Source organism: Streptomyces sp. NPDC030809, assembly GCF_055572195.1.
Window position 1 is genome coordinate 188,654 of sequence record NZ_JBVIDV010000011.1, and the last position, 18,847, is coordinate 207,500.

The window sequence follows — 18,847 nt, forward strand, 5'->3', positions numbered from 1 at the left end:
TATTGAACCGTGTTCAATATGCGGTGACATGGCGGCCACTGTCGCACCGGCTCCGCGCACCGACAAGGAGAGCGGCATCCGGCCGTCACACTCAGGCCACGCCCCCGCCCCTTCAGAACCCCCCGTCCGGCCACGGGGGCATGATCGCCGCCCGCAGCGGGGCCAGCAGCCGGTTCGCCGCCGCGACCCCCGTGGGGGACCCCAGCTCGGGGATCCCGGCCCCGGGCACCAGGGCCGGCGGCTCCCCGCCCCGGAACTGCCCGGCTCCGCCGCCCGCCTCCGCGCCGTCGCGACCGCCGTCTCCACTGCCGTCCCCACCGCCCCCCGCGGGCTCGCCGAACCGGTCTCCGAACAGCACGACCGCGAGCCTGGGCCGGTGCCGACGGGACTGCCACACCAGACCCGTCGCCCCGGGATCCTGGGCCCGCATCTCGCTCGCCCAGCGCCGGGTCTTCGCGTACCGGCCGTCCCCCTCCTCCTCCAGCAGCCAGGAGGCCTGGCACACCGCCGCGAGGTCCTCCTCCGTGACCAGCGAGATCAGCCGCAGGTCGCACCGGGTCCGCAGCATGCTCAGCGACCTGCCGCGCACCGACGCGTACGGGACCAGCCGCATCGCCGTGGCCGGGTCGAAGGACATCGAACGCAGCAGGGTCTCGGCGAGGGCCGTGGCCGGGTCCATCGCCGTGTACAGGAAGGGGTACGGGTCCCGCTCCGTGCTGTCGAACCGGCTGCCGCCGAAGTTCTCGTCCGCGACCGCCGTACGGAAGGCGTCGGCGGGCCGGTCGCTGCCGTGCACCCGCCACATCTCCGTACCGGCGGGCACCACGAGGGAGTTGGGCTGCATCCGGTAGGCGCCGGGCGCGATGTCCCCGATCACCGGTCCCCCTCCACCAGCGCCCGGGCGGCCCCGGCCAGTTGTGCGTCGGGCAGGGTGCCCAGCAGCGCGGCGGGGGCCCCGCCCAGCCACGTGTTGGGACTCAGCCACCAGTGCGCGGCGCCCCACGGATCCACGTCGGCCATCAGCAGCCGGTTCACCTCCCGGACCACCGGGAGCGGCCCCGGGGCGTCCGCGCCGAACTGGAACGCCGGGTAGCGCGGCCCGAGTTCGGGGTCCGTCAAGGCGATCAACTCGTGCATTGGCAGCCGCCCGCCGCACCGCGCGCGGGCCTGGGCGCCGGAGAGCGAGGGCGCCGCCAGCAGTCGGCGGCGCGCCTCCGCCAGCAGGGCCGCCGTGTCCGGCGGCGCGGGCGGAGCGGGCGGCGGTGCGGACCCGGGGGGACCGGCGTCCGACCCGACGCCCGGGGTGTCGGCCTGGGCTGCGGGCCGCCCTCCGGAGAACGGGAACCAGGCTGCCTCCAAGGACAGCAACAGCAGCTCGGCATCCAGCAGTTCGGACGGGTCGTCGAGCGCCGCCGTACCGCGTACGGATTCCAGCGCGAGCCGCACCGGATGGTCGAGCGGCAGCGGCAGCAGGGCCAGCCGCAGCCCCTGGAGGGCCCGCCGCCTGCTCCGCAGGTCCGGCGGGCTGCCGGCCAGCGCCCGCAGCCGTTCGAGCAGCAGGGCGTACTGCTCCGCGTCGAGGCTTTCGCGGATGCTGTCGCGGTGTTCCACGATCAGCCGCTGGAGCCTGCGCTCCGCACTCATGCCGTCTCCTCCCAGAGGTGTCACCGGCCGGGGTTCCCCTGATGGGTGAACGCGGCCCAGGCGGCGGGCCGGTCCAGTCCGGGACGCCGCATCTCCCGGAGCAGCTCGCCGTCGAGGCAGCCGGGATTGCGGCGTTCGGGGTCGAGCATCCACAACTGGGCCTCCCGCAGGGCGTCCGCGGGACTGCGGCCCTCGACGGCGAGGTGGTGGTGGAACACGGCCATCATCAGCGCCGAGGCACTGTCCTGGGTGGTCCACCGCGAACCCACCACGTCCCGGGCCCCGTTGGCCACGAAGGCGGTGGCCAGGGTGAGGGCCTCGTCGTGGTCGCGGGTGCTGAGGTCCGTCTCGCAGCCGCTGAGGACCACGAGCGGACCGTCCTGGGGCGGCGCACCCCCGCCCGGAGCGCCGGATCCGCCGGCGGCTCCGTCGAGCAGCCGGGTCACCGTCAGCCTGCCGGAACCGGCCGCCCCCGACCCTCCGCCGGCGTGCCCCTCGCCGGATCCGCGCTCCCCGCCGAATCCGTCCGGACCACGGCCCCCGTCCGGCCCGCCGTCCGCCTCGGGTTCGGCGAGGTGCAGCGCGGACACCGTCGGACGGGTCCCGGCCTCGCCGTGCGAGGCCACGTGCAGCAGGGACAGCGGCCCGCGCAGCACCGCCAGCAGCTCCTCCGGGGTGCCGGACCCCTCGGGCTCGGCGGCAGGCCCGTAGAACTCGCCGAGCAGCCGGGCCGCCGGGTAGAAGGCCTCGCGCAGGGCGGTGACCTCCAGCTCCGCGTGCGGCAGGCTCATCAGGGGGTCGCAGACCAGCACCGGAGCCGCGCCGGGCGTCCGCCGGGCCAGGCCCGCGGACCGCAGGAACTGGCCGCCGGAGGCCGCGTAGCCGATCGTGAGGAACTGGCAGGCGTAGTCGAAGGGCATGGTCCGCGGCAGCCGCGCCGCGTGCCAGGGCACGACCCCCAGCCGGCCGCACGGCACGAGCACCAGCCGGGTCGGGCCCGGCCGGGGCCGGCGCCCGGGGTGGGCGGCGATCCGGCCGGTGACCGCGGCCAGCACGGGGGAGAGGGCCGCCGGGTGGGCCCAGGCGCACAGCGCCGCCAGGGCCTCCTCCCACGCGGCCTCCGCAGCCGGGTCGGCGGGGTCCTTGCGCCGGGCCTCGGCGGCGTCCAGGTAGGCGTCCAGGGGCTGCTGCCCGGGGCCCGTGAGCAGCGGCAGCCCGACGGCGAGCAGTCCCGTCTCGGGCCCGATCACCAGGGCCTGCCCGGGCTCCTCCCCGTCCCCGGGCAGCAGGTAGACCAGGGCGTCCGCGCCGCAGGCCGCCACGCCGGCCGCGAGCGCGTCGGGGGAGGGGGCGGGGAGCAGGCTGCCGTCCGCTCCGTAGCCGAGCGCCGTGAGCGCCTCGCGGCGCAGCCGGCTGGGGAGTTCCGGGGGCGGGCCGGCGAGGAGCCGGGGCGGATCGGCCACCGCCCCGCCCCCGGCCGCCCGCCAGTCGGCGGCCAGTCGGGCGTGCCCGAGGGCCTCGAGCCGGTCGGGGACCGCAGCCGCGGCCGAGGCGGCCTGCAGGACGAGCGCGCGGCCCAGCTCCAGGGCGTGGACCGCGTCCGCCACCCGGCCGCGCGCGGCGGCCCAGCGGGCGGCCTGCACGGCGTGGTCGGACCCGGCCCGGGCTGCGAGCAGCCCGTGCTCGGCGCCCAGTTGGAGCACCACCTGGGCGGCCAGCTGGCGCAGGGACTCCACGGCCACCTCGACCGCCGCCGACTCGTCCTCGGCGCTGCCCGTGGCGTCGGACCGGCTGCGCAGGCTCGCGGCGAGGTTGTCCAGGGCCGCCGGGGCGAAGGGCACGCCCGGGCTGTCGCGGAGGCTTTCGCGGACGGGTGTGAGGAGCTCCACGACCCGGTCGAGGACGGCGGGGTCCCGGGTGAGGGTCCACCGCAGGCTCAGGACCCGGGCGGCGGCGCACCGGTCCTGGAGGGTGGCGCCGGGGCCCGGGGCGAGGCCGGGGCCGGGTTCCGGCGCCGTCCCGGTGGCCGCCGCCCGGAAGAGCCGCCCGGCCTCGGCCAGCTGCGCCGGCAGTTCGCCGAGCATCCCGAAGGTCTCGGGCGGCGCGGCCTCGGCGGACTCCAGGTACGCGGCGGAACGCATCAGGTCGCGGCCGCCGCCGTCGCGGCGCAGACCGCGGCGGCCGTAGGCGAGCGCCAGGGCCGTGCGGACCAGGTAGCCCAGATGGCCGTCGGGAGTGGACCCGGCCTCCATCCGGTGCAGTTCCCCGATGACCTCGTCCAACGGGGCGCCGCTCTCCTCGTGTTCGGCATCCTCGATGCGCAGCAGCAGTCTGGCCGCCCTGAGGAAATCGGTGAGCGGGCCGAAACCGGCTTCCGTGTCGGCGCCGAGGGCCTCCTCCATCAGCCCCATCAGCTCGGCGCCGTGCGCCGCGTCCAGACGGCTGCCGCCGAGCATGCCGCCCATCTGGAGCAACGGGCCGGCCACCGTGGCGAGGATCCGCGCGATCGGGTGCTCCGCGGGCATGCGGGCGTGGGCGTCGCGCACCACGCCGAGGGCCCTGCCGAGCCGGTCCGGATCGGTGCTGCGGGCGGCTTCGAGCCCGTCGAGCATGCCCGGGAGCATGGCGGCCAGGCCGATGTCCGCGAACTCCGAGTCGCGCCGCACCGTCTCGGGATCCAGACCGGTGGTGTCCCGCTTCGGGCCGCGCAGTGCCCCGACGAAGTCGGCCACGGTACGGACCTGCTGCGCGTGCGGGGAGGAGCCGGGCAGCACGTCGAGCAGGCCGGTCAGTACCTCCGTCCCCTCGGGGCCGTCCAGCATCGTGCGGAGGAGGGGCGCGGCGCCGCCCAGGCTCGCGGCCACCGGTCCTGCCGCCACCTCCTCGGCGAGTTCCTTCATCTCGGCCTCGCAGGCCTGCGCCTCACGGGGGTTGCGGCTGATCCAGGCGAGCACGTCGGAGACGTCGTTGCGGCTGCCGTCCGCGTTCCGTCCCACGAGGTTGACCGGGTGGAGGACCGTCATCAGCATGGCCGCCGCGGCCTGCTGCTCCTCGGGCCGCAGCGGTGCGCCCGTGGCGGCCGCCCGGCTGCGGCGCAGCAGCTGCGCGGCCCGCTCCCGGTCGGCGGCCGGTCCCCCGGCGGAGTAGCGCAGCGACAGCGCGATGCCGAGCCGGACCGCGGCCCGGTTGCCGTGCTCCTCGTCGTCCGCCAGCAGCCGCGCCAGTTCCTCCAGTTCGGCGACCACCGCATCGAACCGCCCGGGATCGGAGGCGATCTCACCCGGTGGCGGGGCCAGTTCGGCCAGCCGTCCCATCGCGTCCTTCAGCCACGCGGCCAGTGCGCCGCGACTCCCGCTTCCCGCCGTGTCCATGTGCCCCTCCGCCCGCTGCCGCCGACGGCGCCGCCCGGTTTCCCGGCGCCTGCCCGGCCGCCTGCCGGCGATGCTGTCCGCCGCAGGCCGCGCCGATGCCGAATGACCCGTACCCGGCCCGAGTTCGCCCTGGAACCGCCCGGCGGGAGCCGCCGGGCACGAAGGAATACGCGTGGCGCGGGCGGCCGGTTCCCGCGGGGGCGGGGCAACAGGCCCGGCGAGGGCGAGGCGGGGCGGGGCCCGGCGCAGCCTCGTTGGCCGCCGGTCGTGCCTGCCCGTCCTGCCCGCCGGGTTGCACGCCGGTCTTGAACAAGCCGCCTGCCAGGCCGCACTGTTGTGTGAGTGAAGGATGAAACCGTGACCCCGCCGCACCGGATCGACCCGGCCGGCGGCTGCCCGCACGCCCTCAACGCCCGGCTGCGCGCCGCCGGCCCCGTGGCCGAGGTGGTCCTGCCCGGCGAGGTGCCCGGCGCCGTCGTCCTCGGGCACGAGGCCCTCAGGGAGTTCCTCGCCCACCCCGACGTGGCCAAGGACGCCCGGCACTTCACGGCGCTCCGAGAAGGCCGGATACCCGCCGACTGGCCCCTGCGGGCCTTCGCCAACGCCCAGGGCATGCACACCGCCGACGACGCCGACCACCGCCGTCTGCGCTCGCTCGTCAGCTCCGCCTTCACGGCCCGCCGGGTGGAGCGGCTGCGGCCCCGCATCGAGGAGCTCACCGCCGGACTGCTCGACGACCTCGAGCGGGCGGCGGCCGGCTCCCCCGAGGGCACGGCCGACCTGCGCCGCCACTTCGCGCTGCCGCTGCCGATGAGCGTGATCTGCGAGCTCCTGGGCGTGGACCCCGAGCACCGCGGGCGCCTGCACGAGCTCTCCAACAAGGTCATCATCGCCACCGACACCACCCCGGCCGAGGCCATGGCCGCCGTGATGGAGCTCGTCGCCCTGATGGGCGCCATCGCCGCCGCCCGCCGGGCCGCCCCAGGGGAGGACCTGACCAGTGCGCTGATCGCCGCCCGCGAGGCCGAGGGGGACCGGCTCAGCGAGGCCGAACTCAGCGGCACCATGCGGCTGATGCTGGTCGCCGGGCACGAGACCACGCTGAACCTGATCACCAACGCGGTCCGCGCGCTGTGCACCCACCGGGACCAGCTGGAGCTGGTCCGCTCGGGCAAGGCGGGCTGGTCGGACGTCGTGGACGAGACCCTGCGCTGGGACGGGCCGGTCAGCTGGTTCCCCTTCCGCTACCCGACCCGCGACCTGGAGATCGGCGGGACCGTGATCCCCCGGGGCACCCCCGTGCTCGCCGGGTACACCGCGGCCGGCCGCGACCCCGCGGCGTACGGCGCGGACGCCGACCGCTTCGACCTGAGCCGCCCCGCCACCGCCGCCGCCCGCAACCTCTCCTTCGGGCACGGCGCCCACTACTGCCTGGGGGCGCCGCTGGCCCGGTTGGAGGCCACCATCGCCCTGGAGCGGCTGTTCACCCGCTTCCCGGACCTGGACCTCGCCCTCCCGGAGGACGCCCTCCCGCACCAGCCCAGCTACATCGGCAACAGCGTGGAGACCCTCCCGGTCCGCCTGCGGCCCTGACGGAAGACGGGGCGTCCCACCGGACCGGAGTCCGGCAGGACGCCCCGCCGCGTCACCGCGTCACCGCGTCACCGCGGCCCGCCGCTCCCGCGGGATCAGCGGGAGGGGCCGACCTGCACGGTCGTGACCTTGCCGCCGGCGGCCTCCTTGACCACCGAGATCCGGGTGCCGGTGTCCGGCACCTTCACCCCGACCTGCGGCAGGTCCGCGTTCCAGTAGACCCCCCGGTGGTCGTCGAAGGCGGGGACCCCCGGCTGCTCCGGAACCAGCACCGGAACCCCGTTGCGGTGCAGCACCAGCTCGCTGCTCGGGCGCAGCGAGAACGTCGCGTCGAAGGTCTGCGCCCGCGCGTTCAGCAGGGTGCCGTCCGTGTACCGCAGGGCCTGCGGACGCGCGTCCACCGGCAGCAGCATGCCCGAACCGGGGTGCTGCTTCGTGGTGTTGTCGCTGTACGCGGTGTCCCACAGCCAGACGAGGACGCCCTCCTGGTACGGGTAGAACTCCACGCTGTCCTTGCGGACCGGGTCCGAACCCCAGCCGAAGTTGTACGGGCCGGTCTTCAGGTACGCCCCGTAGCCCACGTAGCGGCGGTTCTCGACGAGGTAGGCGCGCGGGTGCTCGGCCAGGCCGGTACGGCCCTGGGTGCGCGACCACTTGACGGCGGTCCAGCCGTTGGCGCCCTGCTCGGCCCCGTCCTTGACCAGCTCGCGTCCGCCCGCCGTGATGCGCAGCGCGTCGAAGGTGACGCCCTTGCCGTGGGTGTTGCTGTCCGAGGTGACGCGCAGGCGCAGTTCCACCTGCGCACCGGCGAACCGGTCCAGCGGCACCGAGAGGTCGGTCCACCCGGCCGAGGTGCCGGAGACGCCGCGCGCCGGGATCTCCGTACCGCCGACCGTGCCCGGCAGCGCCGACCAGGTGCGGCCGCCGTCCGTGGAGGCCTCGACCGTGAGGAAGTCGAAGTCCTGCTCGATGTCGTACCAGACCTTCGCGTCCAGCTTCGGGGCGTCGGCCGCGCTCGTGCCCGCCAGGTCCACGGTGCGGCCGATGGTGTTGTCCATGAAGTCCCCGGTGCCGCTCCACCACTGGCTGCCGCCCTCGACGGGGTCGGTCAGGTCGGTGGTGGTCACCGACGGGGGCAGGTGCACCAGCAGGGCCTGCGGGTTCTCGGTGTTGTAGCCCGAAACCCCCAGCACGGCGCGGGTCTTGCGGCCCGCGTCCGCCTCGGTGTAGTCCAGCCAGCCCAGCTGCAGCTTGCTCCACGCGTCCAGGTCGCCCGGGTAGTCGCCGGTGGTGTTCCGGCCCCGTCCGAGATAGGAGGCGGAGGACATCAGCGACCAGAAGTTCACGCTGTTGTCGCCGTCCGAGCTGTACATGTCCGGCAGGCCCAGGTCGTGGCCGAACTCGTGGGCGAACAGGCCGACTCCGCTGTTCTCACCGCCGGTCAGGTAGTCGCCGGCCCAGATGCCAGACTCGCCGACCTGGGTGCCGCCCGCCTTGTTGCCCTCCGGTCCCGCGGTGCCCGACTGGTTCCAGTACGCGAACCAGCGGTGCGCCCACACGGCGTCCTTGCCCTGCGCCCCGCCGCCCCAGGTCTGGTCCTTGCCGGCGTGGACGACCATCAGGTGGTCCAGGTAGCCGTCCGGCTCGTTGAAGTTGCCGTCGTGGTCGGCGTCGTAGCGGTCCCACACGTCGTACTCGGCGAGCTCCGCCTTGATCTCCGCGGCGCTGCGGCCCTTGGCCCGCTCGCCGTGGTACCAGGCGTTGCTCGCGTCGCGCACCAGGTCCCAGTTGGTGCGGCACTGGCCGGACTCGGAGCAGTTGTCCGTGCCGTACCGGGCCTCGTTCCACGGCAGCCGGACCCAGTCCGTGACCGTGCCCTCCATGTCGTAGCGGCCGGAGGACTGGAGGCGGTAGTAGTTGCGCAGGCTCACCGCGCCGGGGTCGGCGGAGAAGAACTGCCGCTGGTAGTAGGCGCGGTCGAAGTCCTTGCGCCACACCGTGTGGTTGTCGGCCTTCGGGGGCTTGCCGATGGTGTTGTGCCGCGGGCCGGGCGTGCCGCCGAACTTGGGCTTGCCCTCGTGCATGGTCGTGTTGTCCACCTGGTCGCCGAACTCGGCCAGGATGACGAACACCTTGTCCTTGCGCTCCTGGGCGAGTTCGACGTACCGCTTGCCCACCTTGACCCGCTGGGGGAGGGTGCCGTCGGCGCCGGCCTTGATGCGGCCGGCGGCCACCTGTTCCAGTGCCTGGCGGCGCAGTGCCTGGCGCTGGAGCTCCTGGGGTGCGGGCGGCGGAGCCTCGGCGGAGGCGGGCTTGGCCGGCGCCGGGGTCTGCGGCCCGGCCGCGGCCCCGGGTGCCGCGAGCGCGGGAGCGGTCAGCAGGGCGATGGATATCGCCGCTCCCGCCGCGATGAGTCTGCGCAACGTACGTGTCCTTTCCGAACGGTGGACGGAGCGCAGGTAATATTTCACATGTCACAGGTGATGGATAGGCCTGCCGCACCCCCGGATCAGGACACGTTCACCACCACCGTGTGCCAGCCCGTGGCCCCGTCGGGCAGAGTGCCGCTGCGCCGCCCGGTCTGGGTCCGCCCCTCGCCGTCCGTCGCCCGGACCGCCAGCTCGTGCCGCCCCTTCTCCGCCTGCCACTCCCACACCCACTGCCGCCAGGTGTCCACCGTGTCCGCCGCGGCCAGCCGGGCCTCCTGCCAGGCGCCCCCGTCCACCCGCACCTCGACCTTCGAGATCCCGCGGTGCTGCGCCCAGGCCACCCCCGCCACCGCGATCCGGCCCGCCGCCGGGGAGGAGTACGAGCGCGGGGTGTCGATCCGCGACTGCGTCTTGACCGGGGCCCGCGCGGCCCAGGACCGCCGCACCCAGTACGCGTCGTACGCCGCGAAGGTGGTCAGCCGCAGCTCCCGCAGCCACTTGCACGCCGACACGTACCCGTACAGGCCCGGTACGACCATCCGGACCGGGAAGCCGTGCTCGAAGGGCAGCGGCTCGCCGTTCATCCCGATCGCGAGCAGCGCGTCGCGCCCGTCGAGCACCGTCTCGACCGGGGTGCCGATCGTCATCCCGTCCGCCGACCGGGCCACCAGCTGGTCCGCCGGACCGCCCTGCGAAGGCGCCCGCACCCCCGCCTCCCGCAGCAGGTCCGCCAGCCGCACGCCGAGCCAGCGGGCGTTGCCCACGTACGGCCCGCCCACCTCGTTCGACACGCAGGCCAGGGTGATGTCCCGCTCCACCAGCTCGCGCCGCAGCAGGTCCGCGTACCGCAGGGTCAGCGGCCGGGTCACGCCCTCGCCGTGGATGCGCAGCGACCAGTCGGCGGCCTCGGTCCGCGGCACCACCAGCGCCGTGTCCACGCGGTAGAAGTCCCGGGCCGGGGTCAGGAACGGGCCCACGCCCGGGACCCGCAGGTCCGCACCCGGCGGCACGGGACGGGCCGGGGAGGCGGGGGGCGGCAGCCGAAGCGCGGCCCGGGAGGCCTCCGCCTCCGCCGCGCCCGAGGAGTTCACCTGCCGCCCCACCAGCCCGGCGAAGCCGGACAGCACCACCGTCCCGGCCGCCAGCTGCACGAAGCGGCGCCGGTCCGGGGCCGACCCGGCACCCGTGTACCCGGCCCGCACCCGTACGGCCAGCAGGTACAGCACCGCGGCGGCGACCAGGCCCGCCACCGCCGAGGGCAGCGCATCCGCCGGCCGCCCCTCCGGGCGGCCCACCGCCGCGAGGGCGCCGAGCAGGCCGAAGCCCGCGGCTGCCAGGGCGCCGGCCGGCGGCCGGTGCACGGCCAGCACCCCGGCCGCCGCCGCGAAGCCGGCCAGCACCGCGAGGATGCCGAGCTGGAGGACCAGCTTGTCCGAGGTGCCGAAGGCGCGGATCGCCCACTCCTTCACCACCGCGGGCACCGCATCGATCACCGCGCCGCCGACGGCCGTCACCGGCCCCGACTGGGGGCGTACGACCGCTGCCGCGAACTCCGCCAGGCCCAGCCCGGCGAAGCCCGCGACCAGCCCGCAGACGACTCCCCGGCGGCGCCGGGCCGCACGCCGGGCGGGGGTGTCACCGGGGTCCGGAAGGGTCACGTGGTCTCCCTCGTGCTGCTGGGGGCCGGCGGCCCGCGGTGGTGTTCGCCGGGGGCCCGCGCCCGCCGTCGGGCCCGGCGTCATGTGCCGGTGCACCATGCCTCGATGCTCCGTATGCCGACGTACCGCCGTGCCAGTGTGCCGGGTCGCGTGGCCGTACCGGCGTACCGACGTACCGGCGTACCGATGTGCCGGTACGCCGGTACGCCGGTACGCCGGTACGCCGGTACGTCAATGGTCGGTCAGACCGGCAGCGCCCAGGCCTGGTTGACCAGATTGCTGCCGCACGGCCGGGCCCGCAGGCGTTCCGTGGAAGCCTCCGGGGCGTCCAGGCAGAGCCCGGAGCCCTGTTCGGCCACGGTCCGGTCGGCCCGCCAGCGCCAGCGCTGCCCGGGGGTGTCCGCCGGATCGCACGCCGCCAGCGACACGGTCGCCGCGGAACCCGAGCCGGCCGCGGTCAGGCAGCGCCCGGCCTGCCGCAGGGTCCCGTCGGCGGGGGTGGTCCACCGCTGGCCCGCCTCCCCGGTGCACGCCTCCAGCAGCACGCCGCCGGCCCGTGCCGCGTTGTCCCCGTCCGCGCACCGCATGCCGTTGCCGGTGAGCTGCCCGGTGGGGACCGGTGCGGCGCACCCGCGCGGGGTGAGCCGCCAGATCGCCGTGCCGTGGGCCGGGACGGTGGCCGTGAGCGGGCCGGAGGTCTCGGAGGCGGCGCCGGTCCACAGGTTCCGGGCGCTCACCCGGCAGCCGGGCAGGCCGATGTCCGCCAGCGGGACGACGGCCCGCCGGGCCGCGGAGGTCCGGTTGAGCACCGCCACCGCGCGGTCCCCGCCGGCCAGCGGCCGGGCGAGCACGTCCGTGCTGCCGTCGGTGGAGACCACGGCGGCCTGCCGGCCCAGCTCGTCCTGGTCCACCGCGATCAGGTGGGTGTTGCCGAGCGCGGCCAGCCCGGCGGAGCCGAGGGCGCCGACCTCGGAGGAGAGGATGAAGGGGGCGGCCATCATGGCCCACAGGGCGACCTGCGTACGGCTCTCCTCCGCGGTCAGGCCCGGGGCGCCCGCGATGAGGAAGTCGGGGTCGTTCCAGTTCCCCGGTCCGGCGTAGCGCCCGAGCCACCGGTTGTACCCGTAGTTCCCGAGTACGGAGGACCATCGCGAGGCGGTCGGCGCGGCCGGGTCGCGGACCTGTACGTCCTTGCCCTCGCGCCACAGCTGGGCGGTGTCGCCCACCCATCCGATCACCGAGTACCAGGCCGGGCTGCCCCACTCGCCCTTCTGGAAGTAGGCGGGGGCGGACGCGGACAGGACGATCGGACGCCCGCTGTCGCGCAGGGCGCGGGCCGCGGCCGTGTACGCCTTCCGGTAGGCCTCCTCCTTGGTCTGGCCCGGGGCCAGCCACATGTTGCAGCCGTCCATCTTCAGGTAGTCCACGCCCCAGGAGGCGAACAGCCGGGCGTCCTGCGCGAAGTGGTCGGCCCCGCCGCCCTGCGGGGTCCCGCTGCCCGGGAACTTCTCGCAGGTCAGGGCCCCGGCGTCCTGGTAGAGGCCGAACTTGAGCCCCTTGCCGTGCAGGTACCGGCCGAGCCAGGCCATGCCCCGGGGGAACCGGTCGGGGTCGGCGACCAGGTTCCCCGCCGGGTCCCGGGAGCGCTTCAGCCAGCAGTCGTCGACGGTCACGGTGTCGTAGCCCTTGGCGGCCAGTCCCGTGCGCACGAGCGCATCGGCATTGGCCACGACCGTCTCCTCGTCGATGTCGCACATGTAGTGCGCCCAGTTGTTCCAGCCCATCGGCGGGGTCAGGGCGAGCGGGGTGTCCGAGGTGGCGTACGGGTCCGCGGCCGCGGGCGGAGCGGCGGCCGTACGCGGTGCCCCCGGCCCCGGCGCGGGCCCGGCCGGGGTGCGGAGGAAGGGGGAGGGGGCCGGTGCGGTGCGGGGTTCGGCCACGGCGAGGGGGACGGGGGAGGACAGGGCGAGAAGTGCGGCAGCCGTGAGACAGCTGCTGAGCACACGCAGGCGTGGCGGCACGGAGGCTCCTCGACTTGGGGGGCGTGCTGACGATCTGTCGTGGCGTCAGTGCTTCGAGGCGTCAGCGCTCGGGGATCGGCGCAGGGGTGACGCGGCGTCAGTGTTCAACGTATGCCCATCGAAAAACCCCAATGCACCTCCATATGGCTGCAATCGGGTGGATGGCAGGGGAATCCTCGGCAAACGGGGTGATCTTGGAGTGACCCGGCACACCATGCGAACCGCACCGCGGATACGACGTATGATACGGTGTATCGCATGCCGAGGAGCTCACCCGCACTGGACCGCGCCACCCCCGGGGCCATCGCCGAGGCCGCGCTGCGCCTCATCGACGAGGAGGGCCCCGGGGCGCTCAGCTTCCGCGCCCTCGCCGAGCGCCTGGAGGTCTCCCACGCCACCGTCCAGCGGCGCTGCACCGACCTCGCCGGACTGCTCGACCTCTGCACGGACCACCTGGCCGCCCGGCTCCCCGAGCCGGCGCCCGGGACCGGCTGGGCCGCCGGGACGGAGGAGCGCTTCACCGCCCTCTACCGGCTGCTCACCGACCACCCCGGCCTGCTCGCCCTGCGCGGCAGCCGCCCCTGGATGGGCCGCAACCTGCTGGCCCGGCTCGTCGAGCCCGCCCTCGCCGCCAACATCGCGGCCGGCATGGCCCCCGGCCGGGCGATGGCCGTCTACCGGCAGATGTACCTGCTCACCCTCGGCTGCGCCGCCTTCGTCGACCACCGCGACCCGCAGGGTGCCACGGCCGCCTCGCGGCGCGCCCTCGCCGCACTCGACCCGGCCGAGTTCCCCGTACTCACCGGCCACATGCCGGAACTGCTGCCCCCGCTCACCGACCACGCGGTCCACCGGGACGCACTCCGCGCCCTCATCCGGGCCGCCGGGCCGGACGCGGCGCCCGGACCCGCCACCGCCTGACCCGCCCTCGGCCGGCCCCGCCCGCCACCGCCCCGACCAGGAGGAACGCCGTGAACCAGCACCCCGTACCGGAGGAGACGCAGATGGACGCGCGCCAGACCCGGGACCCGGCCGGGACGCAGGGGCGGCCGTCCGCGCCGCTCGGGGCCCCGGAGGTCCGGGCCGCCGCCGCCCGCATCAAGGGGTGGGTCCGCCCCGTGGCCCTCGCACCCGCCGGGCCCGGAGTCTGGTTCGCCCTGGAGCACCTCCAGCACACCGGCAGCTTCAAGGCCCGCGGCGCGCGCAACTTCCTCGCCGCGCACCGGGCGGCCGGCACCCTGCCCGCCGCCGGCGTGGTCATCGCCTCCGGCGGCAACGCCGGACTCGCCTGCGCCTGGGCCGCCCGCGAGGAGGGCGTGCCCGCCATCGTGTTCCTGCCCGAGACCGCCCCGCCGGTGAAGGTGGCCCGGCTGCGCTCGTACGGGGCCGAGGTCCGGCTGCACGGCCGCGTGTACGGGGAGGCCCTCGCCGCCTCCGAGGCGTACGCCGCGTCCTCGGGCGCCCTGCTGAGCCACGCCTACGACCACCCGCTGATCGCGGCCGGAGCCGGCACCCTCGTCGGGGAGATCCGCGAGCAGCTGCCGGAGCTGGACTCCCTGGTGGTCTCCGTGGGCGGCGGCGGCCTGTTCGCGGGGGTGGCCGCGGCCGCCCTCGAGCACGGCATCCGCGTCACGGCCGTGGAGCCCGAGGGCTGCCGCGCCCTGCACGCCGCGCTGGCGGCGGGGCGGCCCGTGGACGTGCCGGTGGACTCGGTGGCCGCCGACTCCCTCGGTGCCACCCGGGTCTCGGCGGCCGCGCTCGCCAGGGCCGCGCAGCCGGGGGTCGAGTCGGTCCTCGTCGCGGACGCGGACATCGTCCGGGCCCGCCGCCGCCTCTGGGACGAGCACCGCATCGCGGTCGAGCACGCGGCCGCCACCGCGTACGCGGCGGTGGCCTACGCGCCCGCGCCCCCCGGCTCGTGCACGGCGGTCGTGCTGTGCGGGGCGAACACCGACCCCTCCGACCTGGTCTGAACCCTGCGGCCGGGCGGAGCGGGACGAAAGGAGCGACGAACGTCGCGGAGAACGGCGACTTTCGAGAACACGCCACGGCCGGGCCGCCTGCCAGAGTCGGAAGCGTCCGGAGGAACGCGAAGAAGGGAACGGGTGTGGCGGAGCGGCGGAACGGGTGCCTGATCGGGTGCCTGGTGGCGGGGGTCCTGGGAATCGCCGCCCTGGTGGCCCTGGGTTTCGGGATCTTCGCGGTGGTGGACGCCGCCGACGAGACCATGATCGACCGGCAGGTCTTCGAGGCGGTGAAGACCGGGGACCCGGAGGGCGAGGTCCGCGCCCGCCTCCCCGAGGGCAAGGGCTTCATGCAGGACGTGCTGAAGGAGGGCGGGCCGGCCCGGCCGGCGGGTGCCGCCTGCTCCTGGTTCCTGGACGAGGCCGACCCGGCGGCCGAGACGGTGTTCCGCCTCTGCTTCAAGGACGGGAAGCTCGCGGACAAGGCCGAGTACCGCTCGAAGTAGCGCACGGCCGCGCGCCGGGTGCGGCCCGGGGCCGCACCCGGCGTGAGGCGCGCCACAGAGGCCTGGCCTGATTTTGCACCTAGTTGCACAATGGGGGAGTGCTCGCTAGAACAGAGCGACCACACCGCGCGAGGAGGCGCCCCCCGATGAGCCAGTACCCGCACCTGCTGAGCCCGCTCGACCTGGGCTTCACCACCCTGCCGAACCGGGTGATCATGGGCTCGATGCACACCGGCCTGGAGGAGGCCCCGCGCGGCTTCGAGCGGCTCGCCGCGTTCTACGCCGAGCGCGCCCGCGGCGGCGCGGGCCTGATCGTCACCGGCGGCATCGCCCCGAACGACCGCGGCCGCCCCATGGAGGGCGGCTCCCGCCTCACCACCGAGGAGGAGGCCGAGGAGCACCGCCTGATCACCGAGGCGGTGCACGCCGAGGGCGGCCGGATCGCCATGCAGATCCTCCACTTCGGCCGGTACGCCTACCACAAGGACCTGGTCGCCCCCTCCGCCCTGCAGGCCCCGATCAGCCCGTTCGTGCCGCACGAGCTGACCGACGCCGAGGTCGAGGAGACCGTCGAGGACTTCGTGCGCGCCGCCCGCCTGGCCAAGTCCGCGGGCTACGACGGGGTCGAGATCATGGGCTCCGAGGGCTACCTGATCAACGAGTTCATCGCCGCCGCCACCAACCGGCGCGAGGACCGCTGGGGCGGCTCGTACGAGAACCGCGTCCGCTTCCCGCTGGAGATCGTCCGCCGCACGCGCGCGGCCGTCGGCCCGGACTTCATCATCATCTACCGGCTGTCGATGCTCGACCTGGTGCCCGGCGGCTCCTCCTTCGACGAGGTCGTCTCGCTCGCCAAGGAGGTCGAGGCGGCCGGCGCCACGATCATCAACACCGGCATCGGCTGGCACGAGGCCCGCATCCCGACGATCGCCACCTCCGTGCCGCGCGGCGCCTACACCTGGGTCACCCAGCGGCTCATGGGCGCGGTCTCCGTGCCGCTCGTCACCAGCAACCGCATCAACACCCCCGAGATCGCCGAGCAGTTGCTCGCCGAGGGCCGGGCCGACCTGGTCTCGCTGGCGCGCCCCTTCCTCGCCGACGCGGAGTTCGTCGCCAAGGCCGCCGAGGGCCGCGCCGAGACCATCAACACCTGCATCGGCTGCAACCAGGCCTGCCTGGACCACACGTTCAGCGGCAAGATCACCTCCTGCCTGGTCAACCCGCGCGCCTGCCACGAGACCGAACTCGTCCTGGCCCCCACCCGGCTTAAGAAGCGGGTCGCCGTGGTCGGCGCCGGACCGGCCGGCCTGGCCTGCGCCGTCTCCGCGGCCGAACGCGGCCACGAGGTCACCCTGTTCGAGGCCTCCGACCGGATCGGCGGGCAGCTCGACATCGCCCGGCGCATCCCGGGCAAGGAGGAGTTCAACGAGACGATCCGCTACTTCGGCACCCAGCTCGCCGAGCACGGCGTCGAGGTCCGCCTGAACACCCCGGCCGACGTGGCCGCCGTACAGGGCTACGACGAGGTGGTCGTGGCCACCGGAGTCACCCCGCGCATCCCCGAGATCGAGGGCGTGGACCACCCCAAGGTGGTCAGCTACCTCGACGTGCTGCGCGACGGCGCCCCCGTGGGCGAGCGGGTGGCCGTGGTCGGCGCCGGCGGCATCGGCTTCGACGTCGCCGAGTACCTCACCGACAGCGGCGAGGGCGCCTCCCAGGACCCGGACGTCTACTTCCGCCACTGGGGCGTGGACACGGCGTACGAGAACCGGGGCGGACTCGGGGCCCCCGAGCGCCCCGCGAGCCCGCGCACCGTCCACCTGCTCCAGCGCAAGACCACCAAGGTCGGGGCCGGGCTGGGCACCACGACCGGCTGGATCCACCGCGCCGAACTGAAGCACCGCGGGGTCACCACCGTCGCCGGTGCCGCGTACGACCGCATCGACGACGAGGGCCTGCACATCACCGTCGGCGGCGAGCAGCACCTGGTTCCCGCGGACACCGTGGTGCTCTGCACCGGACAGGAGCCGCGCCGCGGCCTGTACGAGGAGCTGACCGCGGCCGGGATCAGCGCCCACCTCATCGGCGGCGCCGACGTGGCCGCCGAGCTGGACGCCAAGCGGGCGGTGCGCCAGGGCACGGAGCTGGCCGCGCAGCTCTAGCGGCAGGGCGATTGTGGCGGCCCCGGGCGGCCGCCACAATCGCCGTGTGACGCACACATCCGCGCTGACGACAGCCGCCGCCGAGAAGATCCTCGCCGACAACTTCGCCCCCTGGGTGCTCGACCTCGGTCTCACCGTGACCGAGACGGGCGACCGCCACGCCGTCCTGCGCCTGCCCTGGTCCGACCGGCTGGCCCGGGACGGCGGCGGGCTCTCCGGGCAGGCCATGATGGCCGCCGCCGACACCGCGACGGTGATCGCGGTCTCCGCGGCCCGCGGGGGCTACGGCCCGATGACCACCGTCCAGCAGTCCACCAGCTTCCAGCGTCCCGTGGTCGGCGCCGACCTGCTGATCGACGTACGCATCACCAAGCTCGGCAAGCGCATGGCGTTCGCCGACATCACGCTGACCGCCGACGGCGCCGAGGAGCCTGCGGCCCGCGCCTCGACGGTGTACGCGCTCCTCGGCTGAGCCGACGCCCGCTTCCCGGGCCGCGGCCGGTCACTCGGCCCAGGGGAGCGGGCGGGTGCCCTCGGTGCCGGGGACCGAGACCAGCCCGTCGGCCCGCATGGCGACGAGTGCCTCGGCCGCCGCCTCGGAGCGGATCCTGCGGACCGGGCCGGGCGGCAGGACGATCGTCTCGCCGGCGGCCACCGTCCGCGCGGCGCCCTCGACGGTGACGGTCAGGGCGCCGGACAGCACGGTCCAGACCTGCTCGCGGCTGACCGCGTGCGCAGGCCCGGCGGCGCCGGCCGCCATCTCGACCTTCCAGGTGCTCAGTTCGGCGCTGCCGTGGCTGGGTGCGGCCAGCTTGGTCATGGTGGCGTTGGGCGTGGTGATGACGTGCTCGGGGGACGGGGAGATCACGTGCATGGGCAGGCGGGTCCTCTCGCCAGTTGAGTAAAGTTCCTTGACTCATGTGAGTAAAGCTCATTGACTCGTATGTGTCATCCTCTTTCCATGGACGCATCCCTCCATCCCGAGCCCCCCGCCCCGAGCGCACCGGACGGGACCGCGACGGGCCCGGCGGGCCCGCCCGGACCCGAGCTGGGCTTCCTCCTCGGCATGGGCTTCCAGCTGCTCATCGGCGAGTTCACCCGACGCCTGGAGGCGGCCGGGCAGGCCGGTCTGCGCCCCCTGCACGGCATGGCATTCCAATTGCTCAAGGGCGACGGGCTGACGGCCGCCGAACTCGGCGAACGCCTCGGCGTCACGAAGCAGGCCGCCGGACAGCTCGTGGACGAGCTGGAGAAGCGCGGTTACGTCCGCCGCGCACCGCACCCCGCCGGCGGCCGCCGCAAGCTCGTGGTCCTCACCTCCGCGGCCCGCGCCCACCTGGAGGTGGCGGGCCGGGTCCTGCACGGCCTGGAGGCCGAACTCGCGGGCGCCGCCGATCTCGACGCCCTGCGCCGCGAGCTGTGGAGCGTCGTCACCACCCTCGCCGGGGACGGCGGACTGCCCGCCCTGCGGCCGGTCTGGTAGGGAAAACCCGACCCCG

14 protein-coding genes are annotated in these 18,847 nt (G+C 75.2%); 7 read left to right on the forward strand and 7 right to left on the reverse strand.

The genetic code is table 11. The features are described 5' to 3' along the window. Window positions 1-112: 112 nt before the first annotated feature. Genes ACZ407_RS17145 through ACZ407_RS17155 form a run of 3 tightly spaced genes read right to left on the reverse strand, consistent with a single transcriptional unit; the run spans window position 113 to window position 5,015 of the window. Window positions 113-877, reverse strand: a complete 765-nt coding sequence (locus tag ACZ407_RS17145) for an RES family NAD+ phosphorylase (protein ID WP_468128896.1) — start codon at window positions 875-877, stop codon at window positions 113-115. Next, a complete protein-coding gene (locus tag ACZ407_RS17150; protein ID WP_468128897.1) occupies window positions 874-1,644 on the reverse strand; it encodes a hypothetical protein in 771 nt (256 codons plus the stop codon). The genes ACZ407_RS17145 and ACZ407_RS17150 overlap by 4 nt, the downstream gene beginning before the upstream one ends. A gap of 20 nt (window positions 1,645-1,664) precedes the next feature. After that, window positions 1,665-5,015, reverse strand: coding sequence for a CHAT domain-containing protein (locus tag ACZ407_RS17155; protein WP_468128898.1), 3,351 nt, complete (start codon window positions 5,013-5,015; stop codon window positions 1,665-1,667). Window positions 5,016-5,372: 357 nt separating this feature from the next. Between ACZ407_RS17155 and ACZ407_RS17160 the strand changes: the two genes are divergently transcribed. Then, a complete protein-coding gene (locus ACZ407_RS17160; protein WP_468128899.1) occupies window positions 5,373-6,608 on the forward strand; it encodes a cytochrome P450 family protein in 1,236 nt (411 codons plus the stop codon). A 95-nt stretch (window positions 6,609-6,703) separates the two neighbouring features. Here the strand turns inward: ACZ407_RS17160 and ACZ407_RS17165 are convergent, their stop codons facing one another. The 3 genes from ACZ407_RS17165 to ACZ407_RS17175 form a co-directional block, all read right to left on the reverse strand. Continuing rightward, complete coding sequence (locus ACZ407_RS17165; RefSeq protein WP_468128900.1) at window positions 6,704-9,031, reverse strand: immune inhibitor A domain-containing protein; 2,328 nt, start codon at window positions 9,029-9,031, stop codon at window positions 6,704-6,706. Between the two features lie 86 nt (window positions 9,032-9,117). Further along, on the reverse strand, window positions 9,118-10,695 hold the full coding sequence (locus ACZ407_RS17170) for a molybdopterin-dependent oxidoreductase (protein WP_468128901.1): 1,578 nt from the start codon (window positions 10,693-10,695) through the stop codon (window positions 9,118-9,120). A 242-nt stretch (window positions 10,696-10,937) separates the two neighbouring features. Beyond that, the gene (locus ACZ407_RS17175) at window positions 10,938-12,716 is read right to left on the reverse strand and encodes a ricin-type beta-trefoil lectin domain protein (RefSeq protein ID WP_468128902.1); all 1,779 of its coding nucleotides are present in this window, start codon (window positions 12,714-12,716) and stop codon (window positions 10,938-10,940) included. Window positions 12,717-12,974: 258 nt separating this feature from the next. Here ACZ407_RS17175 and ACZ407_RS17180 point away from each other — a divergent pair, with 258 nt between their 5' ends. From ACZ407_RS17180 to ACZ407_RS17200, 5 genes are all read left to right on the forward strand, one after another. Next, complete coding sequence (locus ACZ407_RS17180; RefSeq protein ID WP_468128903.1) at window positions 12,975-13,637, forward strand: TetR/AcrR family transcriptional regulator; 663 nt, start codon at window positions 12,975-12,977, stop codon at window positions 13,635-13,637. 83 nt (window positions 13,638-13,720) lie between these two features. Next, window positions 13,721-14,689 carry a serine/threonine dehydratase gene (locus tag ACZ407_RS17185; protein ID WP_468128944.1) on the forward strand — a complete coding sequence of 323 codons (969 nt, stop codon included), beginning with the start codon at window positions 13,721-13,723 and terminating at the stop codon, window positions 14,687-14,689. Between the two features lie 134 nt (window positions 14,690-14,823). After that, window positions 14,824-15,186, forward strand: coding sequence for a hypothetical protein (locus ACZ407_RS17190; protein WP_468128904.1), 363 nt, complete (start codon window positions 14,824-14,826; stop codon window positions 15,184-15,186). 146 nt (window positions 15,187-15,332) lie between these two features. Continuing rightward, a complete protein-coding gene (locus ACZ407_RS17195) occupies window positions 15,333-17,348 on the forward strand; it encodes an FAD-dependent oxidoreductase (RefSeq protein WP_468128905.1) in 2,016 nt (671 codons plus the stop codon). Window positions 17,349-17,394: 46 nt separating this feature from the next. After that, window positions 17,395-17,820: a PaaI family thioesterase gene (locus tag ACZ407_RS17200; protein WP_468128906.1), complete on the forward strand. Its 426-nt coding sequence runs from the start codon at window positions 17,395-17,397 to the stop codon at window positions 17,818-17,820. Between the two features lie 30 nt (window positions 17,821-17,850). Here ACZ407_RS17200 and ACZ407_RS17205 read toward each other — a convergent pair whose 3' ends face one another. Then, window positions 17,851-18,222, reverse strand: a complete 372-nt coding sequence (locus ACZ407_RS17205; protein WP_468128907.1) for a cupin domain-containing protein — start codon at window positions 18,220-18,222, stop codon at window positions 17,851-17,853. Between the two features lie 192 nt (window positions 18,223-18,414). Between ACZ407_RS17205 and ACZ407_RS17210 the strand changes: the two genes are divergently transcribed. Next, window positions 18,415-18,831 carry a MarR family winged helix-turn-helix transcriptional regulator gene (locus tag ACZ407_RS17210; protein WP_468128945.1) on the forward strand — a complete coding sequence of 139 codons (417 nt, stop codon included), beginning with the start codon at window positions 18,415-18,417 and terminating at the stop codon, window positions 18,829-18,831. Window positions 18,832-18,847 lie beyond the last annotated feature (16 nt).